The organism is Frateuria sp. GZRR33, from assembly GCF_051900425.1.
Taxonomy (GTDB): domain Bacteria; phylum Pseudomonadota; class Gammaproteobacteria; order Xanthomonadales; family Rhodanobacteraceae; genus Frateuria_A.
The window spans coordinates 1-16,325 of the sequence record NZ_JBHZGK010000008.1 but is presented as its reverse complement, the minus strand read 5'-3'; the positions used below and the strand labels follow the sequence as shown (position 1 = coordinate 16,325).

At 69.4% G+C, this 16,325-nt stretch carries 21 protein-coding genes; 5 read left to right on the top strand and 16 right to left on the bottom strand.

Annotated features, from left to right (window positions below):
* The first annotated feature begins 67 nt into the window (after positions 1-67).
* Entirely contained in the window at positions 68-1,735 is a 1,668-nt protein-coding gene (locus ACFWZU_RS11515) for a M28 family metallopeptidase (protein WP_439701656.1), read from the top strand.
* A 137-nt stretch (positions 1,736-1,872) separates the two neighbouring features.
* Here ACFWZU_RS11515 and ACFWZU_RS11510 read toward each other — a convergent pair whose 3' ends face one another.
* The 9 genes from ACFWZU_RS11510 to ACFWZU_RS11470 form a co-directional block, all read right to left on the bottom strand.
* Positions 1,873-3,225 (bottom strand): hypothetical protein, encoded by a 1,353-nt coding sequence (locus tag ACFWZU_RS11510; protein WP_439701655.1) that lies wholly within the window; start codon positions 3,223-3,225, stop codon positions 1,873-1,875.
* A 125-nt stretch (positions 3,226-3,350) separates the two neighbouring features.
* Complete coding sequence (locus ACFWZU_RS11505) at positions 3,351-3,932, bottom strand: alpha-ketoglutarate-dependent dioxygenase AlkB (protein ID WP_439701654.1); 582 nt, start codon at positions 3,930-3,932, stop codon at positions 3,351-3,353.
* 7 nt (positions 3,933-3,939) lie between these two features.
* Positions 3,940-4,905, bottom strand: coding sequence for a cation diffusion facilitator family transporter (locus tag ACFWZU_RS11500; protein ID WP_439701653.1), 966 nt, complete (start codon positions 4,903-4,905; stop codon positions 3,940-3,942).
* A gap of 2 nt (positions 4,906-4,907) precedes the next feature.
* On the bottom strand, positions 4,908-5,645 hold the full coding sequence (locus ACFWZU_RS11495) for a DNA-formamidopyrimidine glycosylase family protein (RefSeq protein WP_439701652.1): 738 nt from the start codon (positions 5,643-5,645) through the stop codon (positions 4,908-4,910).
* Between the two features lie 177 nt (positions 5,646-5,822).
* The gene (locus ACFWZU_RS11490) at positions 5,823-6,539 is read right to left on the bottom strand and encodes a DUF72 domain-containing protein (RefSeq protein ID WP_439701651.1); all 717 of its coding nucleotides are present in this window, start codon (positions 6,537-6,539) and stop codon (positions 5,823-5,825) included.
* 139 nt (positions 6,540-6,678) lie between these two features.
* The gene (locus ACFWZU_RS11485) at positions 6,679-7,455 is read right to left on the bottom strand and encodes a class I SAM-dependent methyltransferase (RefSeq protein WP_439701650.1); all 777 of its coding nucleotides are present in this window, start codon (positions 7,453-7,455) and stop codon (positions 6,679-6,681) included.
* Positions 7,456-7,662: 207 nt separating this feature from the next.
* Positions 7,663-7,944 (bottom strand): hypothetical protein, encoded by a 282-nt coding sequence (locus ACFWZU_RS11480; protein WP_439701649.1) that lies wholly within the window; start codon positions 7,942-7,944, stop codon positions 7,663-7,665.
* 22 nt (positions 7,945-7,966) lie between these two features.
* Positions 7,967-8,386 (bottom strand): CBS domain-containing protein, encoded by a 420-nt coding sequence (locus tag ACFWZU_RS11475; RefSeq protein WP_439701648.1) that lies wholly within the window; start codon positions 8,384-8,386, stop codon positions 7,967-7,969.
* A 147-nt stretch (positions 8,387-8,533) separates the two neighbouring features.
* Positions 8,534-9,031, bottom strand: coding sequence for a hypothetical protein (locus tag ACFWZU_RS11470; RefSeq protein WP_439701647.1), 498 nt, complete (start codon positions 9,029-9,031; stop codon positions 8,534-8,536).
* Positions 9,032-9,157: 126 nt separating this feature from the next.
* Between ACFWZU_RS11470 and ACFWZU_RS11465 the strand changes: the two genes are divergently transcribed.
* The 3 genes from ACFWZU_RS11465 to ACFWZU_RS11455 all read left to right on the top strand — a co-directional run bounded on the left by ACFWZU_RS11465 (position 9,158) and on the right by ACFWZU_RS11455 (position 11,235).
* Positions 9,158-9,340 carry an oxidoreductase-like domain-containing protein gene (locus tag ACFWZU_RS11465; RefSeq protein WP_439701646.1) on the top strand — a complete coding sequence of 61 codons (183 nt, stop codon included), beginning with the start codon at positions 9,158-9,160 and terminating at the stop codon, positions 9,338-9,340.
* A 48-nt stretch (positions 9,341-9,388) separates the two neighbouring features.
* The gene (locus ACFWZU_RS11460) at positions 9,389-10,516 is read left to right on the top strand and encodes an FAD-dependent oxidoreductase (protein WP_439701645.1); all 1,128 of its coding nucleotides are present in this window, start codon (positions 9,389-9,391) and stop codon (positions 10,514-10,516) included.
* Between the two features lie 200 nt (positions 10,517-10,716).
* On the top strand, positions 10,717-11,235 hold the full coding sequence (locus ACFWZU_RS11455) for a hypothetical protein (protein ID WP_439701644.1): 519 nt from the start codon (positions 10,717-10,719) through the stop codon (positions 11,233-11,235).
* Positions 11,236-11,242: 7 nt separating this feature from the next.
* On the opposite strand, the gene ACFWZU_RS11450 is transcribed toward ACFWZU_RS11455, so the two are convergent.
* Complete coding sequence (locus ACFWZU_RS11450; protein ID WP_439701643.1) at positions 11,243-12,199, bottom strand: HDOD domain-containing protein; 957 nt, start codon at positions 12,197-12,199, stop codon at positions 11,243-11,245.
* Positions 12,200-12,486: 287 nt separating this feature from the next.
* Between ACFWZU_RS11450 and ACFWZU_RS11445 the strand changes: the two genes are divergently transcribed.
* Entirely contained in the window at positions 12,487-13,479 is a 993-nt protein-coding gene (locus tag ACFWZU_RS11445; protein WP_439701642.1) for an LLM class flavin-dependent oxidoreductase, read from the top strand.
* Positions 13,480-13,518: 39 nt separating this feature from the next.
* Here the strand turns inward: ACFWZU_RS11445 and ACFWZU_RS11440 are convergent, their stop codons facing one another.
* From ACFWZU_RS11440 to ACFWZU_RS11415, 6 genes are all read right to left on the bottom strand, one after another.
* Positions 13,519-13,911, bottom strand: a complete 393-nt coding sequence (locus tag ACFWZU_RS11440; protein ID WP_439701641.1) for a hypothetical protein — start codon at positions 13,909-13,911, stop codon at positions 13,519-13,521.
* A 45-nt stretch (positions 13,912-13,956) separates the two neighbouring features.
* Positions 13,957-14,292, bottom strand: a complete 336-nt coding sequence (locus ACFWZU_RS11435; RefSeq protein WP_439701640.1) for a hypothetical protein — start codon at positions 14,290-14,292, stop codon at positions 13,957-13,959.
* A 74-nt stretch (positions 14,293-14,366) separates the two neighbouring features.
* Positions 14,367-15,101, bottom strand: a complete 735-nt coding sequence (locus ACFWZU_RS11430) for a di-trans,poly-cis-decaprenylcistransferase (protein ID WP_439701639.1) — start codon at positions 15,099-15,101, stop codon at positions 14,367-14,369.
* 56 nt (positions 15,102-15,157) lie between these two features.
* Positions 15,158-15,535, bottom strand: a complete 378-nt coding sequence (locus ACFWZU_RS11425; RefSeq protein ID WP_439701638.1) for a winged helix-turn-helix domain-containing protein — start codon at positions 15,533-15,535, stop codon at positions 15,158-15,160.
* Positions 15,528-16,124, bottom strand: coding sequence for a hypothetical protein (locus tag ACFWZU_RS11420; RefSeq protein WP_439701637.1), 597 nt, complete (start codon positions 16,122-16,124; stop codon positions 15,528-15,530). Before ACFWZU_RS11420 ends, ACFWZU_RS11425 begins: the two co-directional genes overlap by 8 nt.
* Positions 16,125-16,212: 88 nt before the next feature.
* Positions 16,213-16,325: integrase core domain-containing protein (locus ACFWZU_RS11415; RefSeq protein ID WP_439699801.1), on the bottom strand; the 113-nt coding region annotated here is incomplete at its 5' end.

Sequence of the window (16,325 nt, the reverse complement as noted above, 5' to 3'; positions counted from 1 at the left end):
GGGCGGTAGGAATCTGCCGCCAGCCTGCCTACCATGCAAGGGGTGTCCCCTCGCAAAGGTGCTCGCCTTGAACCGATCCCTCGCTTACGCCATCGCCGCGGCCCTGCTCGTGCCCGCGCTCGCCAGCCCCGCGTGGGCCACCGACCTTCCCACCTTCGACCCGCACCGCCTGTCGCAGGAGGTCAGGACGCTGTCCTCCGATGCCTTCGAGGGCCGCGGCCCGGCCACGCCGGGCGAGACGAAAACGGTCGACTACGTGGTCGCGCAGTTCAAGGCGGCGGGCCTCGAGCCCGGTGGCGCGATCGTCGAGGGCAAGCGGACCTGGACGCAGCCGGTGCCATTGGGCCGGTTCGAAATCGTCGGCACGCCCGACTTCTCGCTGAGCGAGGACGGCAGGAACATCCCGCTGGCCCAGGGCGAGCAGATCGCCGTGCGCGCATCGATGGACGGTAGCCGCAAGGTCGACATCAACCAAGCGCCGCTGGTGTTCGTCGGCTACGGCGTCGACGCACCCGAGCGGAATTGGGACGATTTCAAGGGCGTCGACCTCAAGGGCAAGATCGGCGTGGTGCTGGTCAACGACCCCGACTTCGAGAGCGGCCGGGGCGATTTCGGCGGCAAGGCCATGACCTACTACGGCCGCTGGACCTACAAGTACGAGGAAGCCGCCCGCCAGGGCGCGCTGGGCATGCTGGTGGTGCACGAAACCGCGCCGGCCTCCTACGGCTGGGCCACGGTGAAGAACTCCAACACCAACGTGCAATTCGACATCGTGCGCGACAAACCGGCCGCGGAGCACCCGACGCTCGAGGGCTGGATCCAGCACGACCTGGCGGTGCAGATGTTCAAGGCCGCGGGGCTGGACTTCGCGGCGCTGAAGAAGCAGGCGCAGACGCGCGACTTCAGGCCGGTGACGCTCGACGGCGTCACCTTCTCGGCGCACTACGACGTCGATGCCAAGGTGATCACCTCGCAGAACATCGTCGGCCGCGTCGAGGGCGCCAAGCGTCCGGACGAGACCGTGATCTACAGCGCGCACTGGGATCACCTGGGCGTGGGCGCACCCGATGCCAGGGGCGATCGCATCTACAACGGCGCGGTCGACAACGCCACCGGCACCGCCGCGCTGATCGAGCTGGGGCGGGCCTTCGCGCACGCGCCGCGGCCGGAGCGCTCGGTGATCTTCCTGGCGGTGACCGCGGAGGAAAAGGGCCTGCTGGGCTCGGAGTACTACGCCACGCATCCGCTGTACCCGGTCGGGAAGACCGTGGCGGACATCAACACCGACGCACTCGACCCGGGCGGCCCCGCGCGCAACTTCTCCATCTCCGGCAACGCGAAGCTCGGTCTGCTCGATCGCCTGATCGCCCTGGCCAAGACCTACGGCATGAGCTATGCGCCCGATCCTCATCCGGAAGCGGGCAGCTTCTTCCGCTCCGACCACTTCTCCTTTGCCAAGCAGGGCGTGCCGGCGATCTCGTTCGAGTCGGGCAACGACCTGGTCAAGGGCGGCAAGGCGGCCGGCGAGGCCGCGGGCAAGCGCTACAACCGCGAGCACTACCACCAGCCCTCGGACCAATGGCAGGCCAGCTGGACCTTCACCGGCATGGCGCACGATCTGCGGCTGCTCTACCAGCTGGGCTACCAGCTCGCCGATTCGGATGCCTGGCCGCAGTGGTCCAAGGATTCGGAATTCCGCGCGGTGCGCGAGAAGACGGCCGACCAGCGCAAGTAGCGCCGGGGGACCGCCCCTATCCGCCTTCTCTTCGCGGGTAAGGATGATTCCCTGAAGCCCACACCCGATCCTTCCCCCGTCCCACGGGGGAAGGTGCCCGAAGGGCGGATGGGGGCAGCCTTGCCCCAGCCCACACGCTAGCGCCCTCGCACACGGATCGATCGGCGCCCGAGCACATGCCCTTGGGCATCCGTCGCCACCAACCGATAGCTGCCCTCCCGCAGATACAGCTCGCTCACCGACGCTCCCCCCGTCGGCCGCAGTCCGCGGCCCGCCGGCCCGGCAGAGGGCGGCGGATCGAACACCAGCCGGTCCGCGGGAATCGCCGCATCCGGCTCGTCGGCGTAGCGCGCCTCGACCAGGCAGGGATAGTCCGCCCGGCAGAGGCCTTCACCATCCACGCGGTACGGCGTGCGCAGGCCATCCAGTGCCAGCCAGGTCGGCCGGCCGCGGCGCAGGGCCTCGGGCGGGAACAGCACGCTCACGTCGTAGCCCTCGCGCAAGGCCCACGGCGTGCCGTCCCCGCCGATGAACACCAGCGGCCGGGCCGGCTTGAGGCGCGTCACCAGGTCCGTGTAGTAGGGATGGTCGTGCGTGGTATCGGCATGCGGCACCAGCATGGTCTGCTCGACCGTGAGCGGGTCGATGTCGACCAGTTTGCGCAGGTGCTCAGCCATCGACTGCCCGCCCAGGTACTTGCCGCTTTCCTGGATGTGGCCGTAGCCGGCGTCGACCACCAGCCGCGCTTCAGGGTGGGCCTTGAACACGCGCTCGTACAGGTTGCGCGCCTGCGAACGCTCGCGTGCGTCGCCGCCGTCGCCACGTTCCGATTCGTACGGCACCACCCGGTAGCCCAGCCTGAGCGCGGTGCGCACCATCTCCGCGCATAACGGCTCGCTGGTGTAGAAACCGCTGCTCTCGATCGGATAGCCGCGCGCCTGCAACCGGTCGTCGCGTGCATAGAGGGTCTCGGCGGCGAAGGTGTCGAACCCCTCCTCGCGCAACCGGGTGAGCAGCTCGATCGTCAGCGTGCGGGTCAGCGGCAGGTGGTGGGCCTCGTTGAAGAAAACCGCCTGCCGGCCGCGGGCGAGCCTGGCGATCGCGTCGACGGCCGGCTGCGCGTGCATGCCCGATGCAAGCGGTGGGGCATGGTCGTCCGGCTGCTGGACGCCCTGCGCCGAGAAGCTTGCCGCCGCGTTCGGGTAATCGCCGATGTAGGTCTGGTACCAGGCCAGATACTGGCTGAAGATCACCGGGAAGGCAGGGTTGCGGTCGCCTTCGAACATGGCCGACAGCACGGTCTCGTAGCGCCCCAGCACGGTCTTCTGGCGATCGGCCTGGCGCATGATGCGATCGGCCTTGTCCGCCGCCTGCATCTGCAGCGCGTACCAGCGCTCGGGCGTCATCGCCGGCTGCTCCTGCCTGGGCATGGCGGCCATGCCGATCGGGAGCAGCAGGCAGGCGATGCAGGCGGCAAGGCGGCAGGACATGGTCGGAGACTCCGCGCGTGTGGTGGAGTCTGTACCAAAACCGGTCCGGTGCAGCAGCCTGGACGGCTACGTAGGGTGGGCTTCAGCCCACCATCGCGCGCGCCAACGGTGGGCTGAAGCCCACCCTACGACAGCGGCCGCACGCGGAAGGCCAGGCTGATCCGCGGCGCCATCGGCGTACGCTGCTTGGGGATGCCGTGGTCGTAATGGAACTGGCTGGCGTAATCCATCAGCAGCAGGCTGCCGGCCGCCAGGTCCAGGTGCAGCACGCGCCGTGGCGGGTGCTTGGCACGGATCACCATCTCGCGCGTGGCCCCCAGCGACAGCAGCACGATCGGATGGCCGCGCACGAGGTCTTCCAGCTTGTCGTTGTGCGGGGCCACGCTGTCGTGCTCGTCGCGATAAAGATTCAAGCCCACGCTGGTGAACGGCGCATCGACCATGGCGCGCACCGCCGCGAGCGCCTCGTGCAGCGGCGCGGGCAGCGCGGGATCGGCCAGCTCGAAGTGCGCGCGCAGGCGCGGCACGTCGACCTCGCGCTCGTACATCATGCGGCGGCCGCCGCGCCAGGCGATGCCTTCGAACAGCTGCGCGAACCATGCCTGCGCGGTATCGGCGGCCACCACGTCGGGGATGTACACGACCCGGCCGCTGGAGTCGTCGAAGAGCACCTGCGGGCCGGCGGTGAACAGCGAGAACTGGGCCATGGCGGCCTCACTCCCGCGGCGCGTTTTCCCGCGCGATGGCATGCTGGCGCGCGCGCCAGGTTTCGGCGGTCTGCGGCTTGACGAACAGCGACGTGACCTCCGCGTGGCAGCTCTTGACTGCCTTCTCGATGCGATGGATGCACTGCTCGATCTGCGGCGTGGTCAGCTCGTCCTCGAATTCGGCGCTCAAGGCCGCCACCACGGTGTGCGGCCCCATCTGCACCGTCAGCACGCCGTTGACGCGTCCCACGCCCGGATCGTTGGCAGCGATCTCCAGCAGCGATTCGCGCAACTGCGGATGCGCCGGTTCTCCGATCAACAGCCCCTTGCTCTCGCGCGCCAGCAGGCTTGCGGCAATGGCCAGCACGATCGCGATGCCGATCGAGGCTGCGCCATCGAGCTCGGGCATGTCGAACACGCGCGCGCACACCACGCCGGCGAGCGCAATCAGCAGGCCGAGCAGCGCCGCCGAATCTTCCAGCAGCACGGTGAAGGTGGTCGGGTCCTTGCTCTTGCGGAAGGCCTCGAAGTAGCCCATGGAGCCCTTGGCGGCGCGAAACTCGCGCAGCGCCAGGTACCAGGAGGTGCCCTCGAACACCATCGACACGCCGAGCACGATGTAGTTGATCAGCGGATCGCTCATCGGCTCGGGATGGCGCAGGTGGTTCACGCCCTCGAACAGCGACACGCCCGCGCCCAGCGCAAACACCAGCAGCGCCACGATGAAGCTCCAGAAATACAGCTCCCGGCCGTGGCCGAACGGATGGACGGCGTCGGGCGGTCGAGCGGCCTGGCGCATGCCGTAGAGCAGCAGCAGCTCGTTGGAGGTATCGACCAGCGAATGCACGCCTTCGCTGAGCATCGCCGAACTGCCCGACAGCGCAGCCGCCACGAACTTGGCGATGGCGATGGCCAGGTTGCCGGCGAGGGCGGCGTAGACGACCAGCCGCGAGTTGGACGATGACGAGGACATCCTCAGCTCTCCACGTAGCGCCGCTGGCACAGTTCGCAGAAGAAACTGCGGCGGTTGGTTCTGCCCAGATAGGCGCGGTGGAACTTCACGTGGTCGCGCGGGCAGATGCTCTTGTTGTGCGCCAGCCAGTGCTTGCGCAGTACGAAGGCCCGCTTCCACTCCAGGAACTCGAAGCTGTACTGGCGCGCCTGCTCGACGAGCTCTCGCAGCTTGCGCGCCGGCAGCGCGCCGACGGTCGAGAGCGGATGCGTACGGATGCGGAACAGCACCTCGTTCTTGATGATGTTGCCCACGCCGGCGAAGACGTCCTGGTCCAGCAGGGCGTCGCAGGCGAGGGTGTCGGGCATGGCACGCAGGCGCTTGCGTGCGAGCGCCGGGTCCCAGGCGTCGGACATCACGTCGGTGCGCCAGTCGTAGAGCTCGTCAAGGTCGCCCTCCAGCAGCCGTACCGAGCAGCTGTAGAAGTTCAGTTCGCCCTCGTCGAACTGCAGGCTCAGTCGCGGCGCGGCTTCCTTGCGCTCGTCGATGCGGTAGCTGCCGAACATCAGCAGGTGGATCCGGATGGTCACGTCCGGCAGCTCGATCAGCGTCTGTTTGCCGAAGCTGCGGAAGGCGACGACCGGCTGGCCGACCAGCCGCGCCATGTCGATCTTGGCGTTGCCTTCGGCACGCCGGATCGTGCGCCCGGTGAAGGGCGCCACCTCTTCCCGCAGGATGACGATCGAAGGGCCTTCGGGCACGAATCACCTGTCGCGGCTGCCTTGGGCTGATTCTGGGCGGCCCGGGGGCACGTCGGAGTGAACGCCGCGTTGCAGGAGCGCACTTGTGCGCGGCCGCTCGGCGTTCCCATTGTAGGAGCGCACCTGTGCGCGACCGCGGTGAACGACCGGGCATCGCGGTCGCGCACAGGTGCGCTCCTACAGGGAGTCGAGCATGCGCTTCAGGTCGAGGGCGTTGGCCGTCGCGTGGCCCAGCGTCGTGTTGTCGAAGATGCACCAGGCGTGCGGCGCCCGGCGCAACCGTCGCGCCACGCGTTCGAGCGCCTCGGAGGCGTAGGCGTCGTAGTACGTGCGCGGCGATCCGTGCAGCCGCAGATAGATGCGAAGGCGGTCGCCGCCAGGCAACGCCGCCCGCGGCACAGGCGCCGGGTCGGCCGCGACGCGCGAGATCGACAGGCCGCGCAACGCCTGGTCGACAGCCGCCGTGAACCACGAGGCATGCCTGGGCTCGCACGCCAGCGCGCCGTCGTAGCCTTCCCGCAGGCGCTCGAAGAAGGGCAGGGCGACCGAGGCGTCGAACACCAGGCTCGGCGGCAGTTGCAGCAGCAGCCAGCCCAGCTTGTTGCCCAGTTCGCCGACCTGGTCGAGGAACCCCGACACCAGCCCGTCGCACGAGCGCAAGCGGCATGCGTGGCTGATCGCCTTGGGCATCTTGGCGGCGAACCGGAAATCCGCCGGCACGCTGTCGGCCCAGCGGCGCCAGGTCGCCGGGCGGTGCGGGCGGTAGAAGCTGGAGTTGATCTCCACGCAGTCGAAGACCTGCGCGTAGCGTTCCAGCGTGCTGCCTTCGGCCGGGAAGGCAGCGGCGTGCGCCTTCGGGATCGACCAGCCTGCGCAGCCGATGCGGACGGTCACGCCATCACCGACGCCCCGGCCGGGCTTTTTGCCTCTGTAGGAGCCCGCTTGCGGGCGATGCTCTCCAGCAGACCGCAACCGCCAAAGCATCGCCCACAAAGTGGGTTCCTACGGGGAGCGCACCGGTCATTTGGCGACCTCAACCTTTCGGCTTGCGGAACCGGTACATGAACTGGTCCGTATGCCCGCGGATCGACTTGTCGAACACCTTGATGTCGTGCGGATCGGCCGGGTTGCGCAGTGCGTCGCTCTCCCCGTCGAACACGAAGCCTGCCGATTCGGCCTGCTTGCGGACGATGGCCGGGTCGATGCGATGCAGGGTGTCGGTGTCGCGCATGCCCGATCCGGCGGGCGCCACGTGGTCGATCACGACGAACACGCCGCCCGGCTTGAGCACCTTGTACACCTGCTTGTCGAGCACGACCGGGTCGACGTTGCCCATGAACTTGTCCGGATAGTCGTGGTAGTTCTGCGAGGTGAACACCACGTCGACCGACTCGGGCGCATCGAGCTTCGCCGCCGGCTGCATGAGCACGCTGACGTTGGCGTAGTGCGGCTGCTGGGCGAGCTTGCGCAGGTGGGTCACGTCCGACTGCGCCTCGGCGGCGTACTCGTTCGGCCACAACGCATAGACGTGCCCCTTGGCCCCGACCACACCGCTGAACACGCGGGTGAAGTAACCGCTGCCAGGAATCAGCTCCAGCACCTTGTCGCCCGGCTTGACCTCGGCGAAGGCCATGACCTGGGCGATCTTGCGGCGGGCGTCGTCGGCCCGATCGGCCTGTCGGCCCGGGTCGTTGATCGCCGCGGCGAGATAGGGCGGTTGCGTGTGCTGCGCGGCATCCTGCGGGGAAGGTGCCGCATGGGCGGCGGGCAGGGCGAGGGCGATCACGGCGGCGAGGACGAGCGTGCGCATGTCAGGCTCCTTCGGGTTGGGTCTGCGATTGTGCGCCTGGCCCGGCGGCAGGGGGCCGTGACTTCTGGGGGGGATGGTGCGCTCCACAGCCAGCCGAAGCAGGCATGAAGAGGGGCCCGGCTGGCGCCAGGCCCGCGTGCCTTCCCCGGTCCCGCATCAGGCCATCCCTGGCCCTGCGTGCCTCCCTGCCAGTCGTCCGGCGTGCGCTCAGTAGGCGCCGCCGGAGGAGTTCGGCGTGGTCGAGGTCGGCGCCGGCATACCGGCGGTCGACGAGGACGGCGGCATGGTGGCCGGCGGGGTCATCGCCGTGGACGCAGGCGGCGGCGTCATCGGCGTGGTCGGCTGGGACGGCGTGGTCGGCGTCGTGGCCGGCGCGGTCGACGGGGTCGCAGCACCCGGTTCGGCGTTGTTGTCGTCGGTGTGGTTGCAGGCGGCCAGTGCGAACGAGGAAGCCAGCAGCAGGCTCCAGCACAGCAGGCGGATCTTCATGGCATTGCTCCTCTGGTAAAGGTCAGTGCGGCTGGGAGACGGCGCGGGTGACTTCCTGCTGCAACGAGCGGGCGTCCGTGCGTTCCAGGTCCGCCAGCGAGACGATGCCGCACAGCGCGCCCTTGGCGTCGACCACCGGGACCCGCCGGATCTGCTGGCGCTCCATCAGCTTGGCGCAGTCCTCCAGGCTCGCGTCCTCCTTGATCACGATCGGCGGTGCGGTCATGCAGTCCTGCACGCGTACGTCCAGCGGGTTGCGACCGGCGGCCAGCGTGCGTACGACGATGTCGCGATCGGTGATGACGCCCACCGGGCGGCGATCCAGGTCGACCACCGGGATCTCGCCCACGTCCTCGTCGCGCATCGCGCGGGCGACTTCGTCCAGCGGCGAGGTGGTGAGGCAGAACTTCGGGTTGCGGGTCATCACGCGGTCGAGGTCCATGGGTACTCCGGAGCGGCGGCGGGAAGCGGGGGCGGAAGGCATGTTCCTCGCGCCCGGTTGAATGCGGTGTGCGCGGATCATGAAAGGTGCGTGCAATGCACGCGCTTCTCCCCAAGGGGGATGGCTGGGGAAAGGAGTGCCGGAGCCCTACGTCAGCGCCGTCGGCTCATCAAACGGCAGCGGCCTGCCACCCGCGCGTGCCAGCGCCGGCTCGACGCGCGCCAGCAGATCCTTGTCGCCGTCCACCACCACAAGGATGCGGCCGGCCTCGATCTCGTCCTCGAACTTGCGCCGCACCGGATCGGGCACGGAGGCACCCACCAGCGCGCCGGTCCAGCCCCCGGTCAGCGCGCCGGCGACGGTCAGCCCGGCCACGCCCGCCACCGTGATGCCCACGGGCGGGATCGCCACCGCCACCAGCCCGGCCAGCAACCCAACCGCGCCGCCGCCGACCACGCCGCGCAACGCGGCCGGATAGAAATCGCTGCCGGCTTCCTTGTGCTGCTCGGGAACCGCTTCCAGTTCGATGTCCGAGCGGGCGATCAGTGAAATGTCCTCCTCGGGCACGCCAGCGGCGCGTGCGGCCTGCATGACGGTCCTGGCGGACTCGACATCGGGGGTGCTGAACACGTGGCGGGTCTTCATGGCGGTTCCTCGCGGTTGGGGATGGGCGGGCGCGGGGACGGCCCGGCACCATCCTTGTGGAACGCGGGTTGGCGGGGCGTGGGGTGCGCGTGTCCATGGCGTGAGCGCGGCCTTACCATCGATGCCATGGAGCTTCCGTTCCCGCCCGACGACCCGCCGCCCGTGCCCCCGCGCGAACCCGACCCGGACGATTGCTGCGGCGAGGGCTGCGTGAACTGCGTGCTCGATCGCTACGACGAGGCGCTGGAGCGCTACCGCGTCGCGCTCGCGGCCTGGCACGTTCGACATCCGGAGGCCCCGCGTCCCTGAGGCGTGGCGTCGCCATGCCGTCGCCATCGATGCTGCTAGTCTTCGGGCATGCCGTCGGACGCCTTGCCCGTGATCATCGCCGGCGCCGGTCCGACGGGGCTGGCGGCCGCGCTGCTGCTCGCCCGGCGCGGCATCCCGGTGCGCATCGTCGACAAGTCGCCCGCTCCGAGCCGCAACTCCAAGGCGCTCGCCGTCAACCCGCGCACGCAGGAGTTGCTGGAGGACACCGGCGTGACCGCGCGCATGCTGGCCGAGGGCTGGATCGTGCGCGGGCTGTCGCTGCACCAGCCCGGGCACGAGGATGTCACCGTGCCGATCTCGCCCCTGCTCGATACCGACCGTTCGCTCCTCGCACTGCCGCAGTCGCGTACCGAAGCCCTGCTGGCCGAGGCGCTGGAGGCTCAGGGCGTCACCGTCGAACGCGGAGTGAAGCTCGACGCGCTGGCGCAGGGCGACGAAAGCGTCACCGTCCAGCTGGTGCATGCCGACGGCAGCGTCGAACGCACGCAGGCGCCGCTGCTCTACGGCGCCGATGGCGCGCACAGCACGGTGCGCCAGGCGCTGGGACTGGCCTTTCCGGGCGACGAACTGCCGGAGCCCTGGCAACTGTGGGACCTGCACCTGGCCGCACCGCTGGACCCCGACCGAGTGCACCTGTGGCTGCTGCCGGATGGCTTCCTGTTCGCGCTGCGCGTGCGCGACGACATCTGGCGCCTGATCGGCAACAGCGCCGAACCGCTGGCCGCATTGCCGGCCGGCACGGTGTGCGGCGACGTGCTCTGGCAATCGCATTTCCACATCGCGCACCGGGTCGCCGAGCGGGCAGGCGTGGCCCGCGTCCTGCTCGGCGGCGACGCCGCGCACATCCACTCGCCGCTGGGCGCGCGCGGCATGAACCTGGGCATCGAGGACGCCTACGTCTTCGCCGACTGCGCGGCGGACGCGCTCAACGGCCGCCTCTCGCGCCTGGCCAGCTACACGCAATTGCGCCATCCGGTGCACCGCCAGGTGGTGCGCCGCGTGGGCGCGCTGACCCGGCTGATGCACGGACGCCCTTCCACGCTGCGCGAATTGCGTGACGTGCTGGTGCCGCGCCTGATGCACTTCGGCCCCGCCCGGCGCCAGTTCCTGCGCGTGGCCGGTGGCCTGGACCACCCCGTCCGCACGCGCGGCTGAAGCGCAATGGGCAAGAGCCCACCGCGCCACCACGACTGGCCGGCGGGCGGAGCACTGGCTCGCAAGCCCGCCCACGCTGGCGGCAAGCAACAATCGGACGTCCAAACGTGCACTGGCTCGCGTTTGCCGGCCGCCTGCGTTGATCGCGCATCGGCGCACCTGTAGATTCGTTCAGGCAATTCGTTCTCGGGGGAGTTCTTATGAAGAAGTTTGCATGGGTCGCCGGCGCGACCCTGCTGCTGGCCGCATGTGGCGGTTCGCAGGACACGCGCGTGCCGGTGGCGCTGGGCAGCCTGGTGACGCCGGCATCGGCGCCGTGGCTGCAGGTGGAGCAGGATCAGCAGGACGTCGAAGTCCGCGGCCTGGAGGATTCGCTTACGCTCAAGCCCTCGCCGCCGGTGTCGGAGGTGTTGCAGGCGCGCCTGCGCCAGGCGCTCGCACCAGCCTATTTCACCGACCTGGTGGTCCAGTGCGAGCAGGTCTTCGCCGAGATGCGTGTCGACACCGACGCCACGCCGGCCACGGTCACGCTCGAACTGGGCACGCACTGCGCCATCCACGCGCGCGGCCTGGGCTCGGACAAGACCTACCACGTCTCGCCCTCGATGCCGGCGCCGGCCCGCGCCGACTACGCCAAGGCACTGACCCGGCTGCTGGGCACGGGCGCGGACGATATCGCCCGCCAGTTGCGCGCGGACGTGGAAGCCACGCCGCACTGACGTCCACTCAGTCCTGCGCCGGCATGAACTGTCGGCGCAGGTCCAGCTGACCGCGCCGCATGACCGGGCCCGGGAAGCAGGTCGGCCAGGTGCCGCTGTAGTCCAGCTCCGCATCCAGCAGGCCGCGTTCGACCAGCAACTGCACCATCGCCAGCGGGTCGGCGCAGGCCAGCACCTTGCCCAGCGGCGAAGCCGGTGCCTGCGGGGCGTTGACGCGCTCGACCAGCGCTTCGACCACGTTCGCGGGCATCTCCCAATGGCGCACCGCGCGCAGCGACAGCCGTGCGCCGATGCGCATGCAGCCGGCCAGGAACACCGGCGAGAACGCACCCAGCGACGGCGGCGCCTCCTGGTCCAGCAGGCGCACGACCGCGCCGGTACCGGTATGGCAGACCATCCCCGCGAGGAAGGCCTCGAAGGGGTCGCAACCGCCGTGGCGACCGAGGAAGGCGGCGGCATGGGCGCAGCGCTCGGCGTGTTCCCACAGCCAGGGGCCGGCCATGTGGCCGCGCATGCCCGCGCTGGCCTGCAGGATCGGCTTCATCACGTGCAGCGTGGCGACCTTGCGCAGGGCGTCGCGGCCGAGCAGCACCACCGCATGCTGCAGGCTGTGGATCGGCTGGGCCGAGCGGAAATGCGCGCTGCCGGCCACCCGCATCACCTCGCCCACGAGCACCGGGTCGCGGCCGATCATCGCGGCCAGTTGCGAGCCGGCCAGGTTGTCGTTCCTCAACGCGCGCAGCAATTGCGGCAGCACGCTGGGCAGGCGCGGCAGGCCGCTCACGTCGAAACGTTCGCCGATCGCCTCCAGCCGCCGCAGCGTGGCCTGCTCGGCGGTGCTGGCCGTGTCGCTGGCGGCCGCGGGCAGGCCGAGCACGAACCGGTGGAAGCGATCCTCCACCTCGGCCAGCGGCGGCCCGGCCTCGCACGCAGGCACGTCGGCCACGACCGTCACGACCGTCACGACCGGCGGCGCGGGGGCAGGGCGGAGCGGGGCTTTCCTTGCGGCGAAGAGTCGCCGCCACATGGCGATCATCCGAATTCAGGTCCCATGGCGTGCTCCGCGCTGTATCGGCCGCCGGCCGCACAAATGTAGGAGCTCGCCGGCGCCTGGGTGGACGCCGGACAGGCCCGTCCGAAAAAGGTCGTCGTGCGAGCGCTGGCGCAGTCGAAGCTCCGTCTCGTACTCCGGCGCTGGCAATGGCCGCCCGCGACCCCACATCCGAGGGCATCCTCTGGCAGGAACGGCACATGATCCCCTTCTCGATCCTCGACCTGGCGCCCATCACCGAAGGCAGCGATGCAAGCGCGGCCTTCGCCAACACGCTGGACCTGGCCCGGCTGGGCGAACAACTGGGCTACCGGCGTTACTGGCTGGCGGAGCACCACAACATGCCCGGCATCGCCAGCGCCGCCACGGCGGTGCTGATCGGCCACGTCGCCGGCGGCACCTCGACCATCCGCGTCGGCGCGGGCGGCGTGATGCTGCCGAACCACGCGCCACTGCAGGTGGCCGAGCAGTTCGGCACGCTCGCCGCGTTGTATCCGGGCCGCATCGACCTGGGCCTGGGCCGCGCGCCGGGCACCGACCAGGCCACCATGCGCGCGTTGCGCCGCTACGCCGATGGGGCCGAGACCTTCCCCGACGACGTGCTCGAGCTGCTGCATTACTTCGAGCCGGCCAAGCCGGGGCAGGCCGTGCGCGCGGTTCCCGGCGCGGGCCTGGACGTGCCGGTCTGGCTGCTCGGCTCGAGTCTGTTCAGCGCGCGCCTGGCCGCGGCGCTGGGACTGCCGTTCGCATTCGCGTCGCATTTCGCGCCCGACGCGATGGATGCGGCGCTGTCGATCTACCGGCGCGAGTTCCGCCCCTCGCCGCGGCTGGCGCAGCCCTACGCGATGCTCGGCGTCAACGTGGTCGCGGCGCAAACCGACGCCGAAGCCCGTCGCCTCTTCACCACGCAGCAGCAGAGCTTCATCAACCTGCGCCGTGGCCAGCCCGGGCTGGTGCCGCCGCCGATCGACGATATCGATGTGTTCTGGACGCCCACCGAAAAGCTCGGCGTCGAACGGGCGCTCGCCTGTGCCGTGGTCGGTAGCCCGGCCACCGTGCAGCAGGGCCTGGCCGATTTCATCGCGCGCCATCGTCCGGACGAGCTGATGCTCACCGCAAACATCTTCGACCACACCCTGCGACGACGCTCGTTCGAACTGGCGATGCAGGCGCGCGAGCGGCTACCGGGCTGACGCGCGCTGCGCACCCGTGCGATCGCCACTGCCGGCCACTCAGACCCGACCCCGCTCCGGCTTGCCCCGCGCCGCCTGCGCGAACAGCCAGGCGGAGCCAGCGAACAACGCGACGAAGAAGCCGTTCAACAGCACGATCTCCACCGGCCCGCTCCAGGGAAGCCCCAGGCCCTCGATCAGCGCAAACGCGCCGATCAGCGCCTGCGCGAAGGCCATCGCCGCCAGTGCCCGCGCCATGCCGACCGGATGCAGGCGCGCGATCGCCGCGCCGATGCCGCCAATCGCCACTACGCCGAAGTACATCCGGTTGGCCGGATCGCCATCGGCGCCGATGATGCCCACCCCCAGGCTGAGCCACACCAGCAGGATCGTCGCCACCAGCGCCACGCAGGCGGCGGACAGGTAAGTGTTGCGGTGAACAGGATTGCGCATGGCTTGGCCTCCGCTGAAAACATCCGCTGGTTTTGCTGCACCGGATCAGGCGTGCTCGCTCAGCAGTCCGCGCGCGATGAACTGCGCCAGCGTGCCGGCAAACCCCAGGCCGATCAGGAAGAGGACCCACCGCAGCCTCAACCAGGACGCGCGCAGCGTGGACCATTGCACGGTAAGGTCGACCGGGTAGGCGGCGCAGTAGGCCACGTTCGCCAGCACCGCAAGCAGGAACAGCTGCAGGAACAGGTCGAGCGAAACGATGCGGCCGAACGCAGCCGCATTCGCGGCGAAGATGGCCGTGACCACCACCAGCAACACGAGGTTGTAGATGATGCGGTGGCGCTCCCAGTAACCGATGGCGTCGCCGATGAAAGTGCGCATGTCCTGATGATCCATGGATGCAGCCTCACGCTTGGGTTGAAAGGCCGGGCGATGCCGCCCGTTGATGTGTGTGCTCAGCGAGCCGCCGTCTCCCGTTCCGGCCCGGCTGCGCAGGCTTCGGGCACGCTGCCGAACCGGCGGTTGCGCCGGTGGAACGCCTCCACGGCCGCGCCCAGGTCCTCGCCCGTGAAGTCCGGCCACAGCACGCTGGAGAAAAGAAGCTCCGCATAGGCGCATTCCCACAGCAGGAAATCGCTGAGCCGCTGCTCGCGCCCGGTACGTACCAGCAGGTCCACGTCGGGCGTGCCGGGATCGCCGTGCTGTGCATGGGCCAGAAGCGTGCGGAACGCCTCGCGGCTGGGTACCGCGCCCTGGTGCAGCGCCGCGGCGGCGGTGATCGCATCGCGCGAGGAATAATCCACGGCAAGGCGCAGGTTCAGTACCCGGCCCGCGGCGGTCGCCGCTTCGGCCTGCTCGATGGTCCTGACCAGTGCGGGAGAAAGACGGTCACGGCGTCCGATCACGCTCAGGCGCACGCCCTCGCGCCGGCAGGCGCCCACTTCGGCACGCAGGAAGTTGCGGAACAACGCCATCAGCGTCGCCACTTCGGCCGCCGGGCGGCGCCAGTTGTCCGCGGAAAACGCATACAGCGTCAGCGTGGTGATCCCGAGCCGCGGCGACGCTTCCACCACGCGTCGCACCGCACCGGCGCCGGCGCGATGCCCCCGGCTGCGCGGCCAACCGCGGTCCTCGGCCCAGTGTCCGTTGCCGTCCATGATGATCGCCACGTGCAGGTTTTCCATGTCCATCAAGCACTCTGTAATACAAAGTCGATTGGCACACCAAAGCGCCGGGCGGCAGCCGGCTATTCGCCGCTGCGGGTCGCGGCGATCAGTGCTTCCATGTGGTTGAGGTAGGACTCCAGGGCTTTGCGGCCCTTGGGTGTGATGCGGAATTCGGTACGTGGCACGCGGCCCTCGAAACCCTTGTGGCAAGCGACATAGCCGGCGTCCTCGAGCTTGCGCGCATGGACGCTCAAGTTGCCGTCAGTCGTATTGAGCAGGGCCTTCAGGTCGGTGAAACCGAGCCGGTCGTTCACCGCCAGCGCGCTGACGATGCCGAGCCGCAGCCGCTCGTGGATCAGGCGGTCCAGGTCCACCGTGCGCTCCACCGCACCCTCTACCGGCACCAGCGCCGGGCGGGCATGGCGGCTTTCCACCTTCGCGGTCGATCGCTTAACCACCGTACTTTCTCGCAATGAGCACGCCGAACACGACGTGCAACCCACCAAACCCCAGCCCCAGGCAGAGTGCCGGGACGGGCGGGGCGGTAAAGAGCGCGATGGCGCCCAGGAACAGGAAGAGCACTCCCATCAGCGGCACGATCCGGATCGAGAACGTGCCTCCGGCGATCACGGCCGTGCCGTAGAGCAGCAGCCACATGCCGGGCAACAGCGCGTCCAGCCCTGCGCGGAACAGCACGATGGTCAGGAGCGCCGCCACGAAGATCGCCGGCACAAAGCCAAGCGCAAACTGCCGAGCCGGGCGAGAGAGCAGCGGAACCCCTTCGTTGCGCGCCTTGAACAGCACCCCGAGCAACCCGACCGCTACCGCGACCGCAGCCGCCCCGAGCCAGGTCAGCAACCACGCCCACCGGCTCGATTGCGCCGGCGCAATGACGGCCGCAGCCAGCCCGGCCAATCCCATGACGACCCCGCCCCAGCCGGGCACGGCGGTAAAGGAACTGGCGCGCTCCATGGCGCCGCGGATGTAGAGCAGGTTCTCCGCGGCATGCTCGTGAAGCGACACCGTGCTTCGAGGGCGGTTGTCCATGCCGGCAGGCTAGATCGCTCTGGAATGGCACGTCAAGTACTTTGTAGTGAAAAGTCGATGACGCGGGATGCGACCGTAAGCTCCCCCGTCAAGCAGACACTTCAAAAGTAGAACGACTGGCGGCTTGTTGGCGGTACTCGGCGGGTGTCAGATCACCGAGCGATTCGTGGGGGCGTTGCTCGTTGTAGTCGAGCATCCACC

What these genes read in the sequence shown, in the direction of transcription:
- ACFWZU_RS11440 (WP_439701641.1), bottom strand. Translation starts at nt 13,911, where the DNA reads ATGCGCAATCCTGTTCACCGCAACACTTACCTGTCCGCCGCCTGCGTG.
- ACFWZU_RS11485 (WP_439701650.1), bottom strand. Translation starts at nt 7,455, where the DNA reads ATGCGCACGCTCGTCCTCGCCGCCGTGATCGCCCTCGCCCTGCCCGCC.
- ACFWZU_RS11430 (WP_439701639.1), bottom strand. Translation starts at nt 15,101, where the DNA reads ATGGACATGGAAAACCTGCACGTGGCGATCATCATGGACGGCAACGGA.
- ACFWZU_RS11475 (WP_439701648.1), bottom strand. Translation starts at nt 8,386, where the DNA reads ATGGACCTCGACCGCGTGATGACCCGCAACCCGAAGTTCTGCCTCACC.
- ACFWZU_RS11435 (WP_439701640.1), bottom strand. Translation starts at nt 14,292, where the DNA reads ATGCGCACTTTCATCGGCGACGCCATCGGTTACTGGGAGCGCCACCGC.
- ACFWZU_RS11465 (WP_439701646.1), top strand. Translation starts at nt 9,158, where the DNA reads ATGGAGCTTCCGTTCCCGCCCGACGACCCGCCGCCCGTGCCCCCGCGC.
- ACFWZU_RS11505 (WP_439701654.1), bottom strand. Translation starts at nt 3,932, where the DNA reads ATGGCCCAGTTCTCGCTGTTCACCGCCGGCCCGCAGGTGCTCTTCGAC.
- ACFWZU_RS11460 (WP_439701645.1), top strand. Translation starts at nt 9,389, where the DNA reads ATGCCGTCGGACGCCTTGCCCGTGATCATCGCCGGCGCCGGTCCGACG.
- ACFWZU_RS11445 (WP_439701642.1), top strand. Translation starts at nt 12,487, where the DNA reads ATGATCCCCTTCTCGATCCTCGACCTGGCGCCCATCACCGAAGGCAGC.
- ACFWZU_RS11510 (WP_439701655.1), bottom strand. Translation starts at nt 3,225, where the DNA reads ATGTCCTGCCGCCTTGCCGCCTGCATCGCCTGCCTGCTGCTCCCGATC.
- ACFWZU_RS11470 (WP_439701647.1), bottom strand. Translation starts at nt 9,031, where the DNA reads ATGAAGACCCGCCACGTGTTCAGCACCCCCGATGTCGAGTCCGCCAGG.
- ACFWZU_RS11480 (WP_439701649.1), bottom strand. Translation starts at nt 7,944, where the DNA reads ATGAAGATCCGCCTGCTGTGCTGGAGCCTGCTGCTGGCTTCCTCGTTC.
- ACFWZU_RS11455 (WP_439701644.1), top strand. Translation starts at nt 10,717, where the DNA reads ATGAAGAAGTTTGCATGGGTCGCCGGCGCGACCCTGCTGCTGGCCGCA.
- ACFWZU_RS11500 (WP_439701653.1), bottom strand. Translation starts at nt 4,905, where the DNA reads ATGTCCTCGTCATCGTCCAACTCGCGGCTGGTCGTCTACGCCGCCCTC.
- ACFWZU_RS11420 (WP_439701637.1), bottom strand. Translation starts at nt 16,124, where the DNA reads ATGGACAACCGCCCTCGAAGCACGGTGTCGCTTCACGAGCATGCCGCG.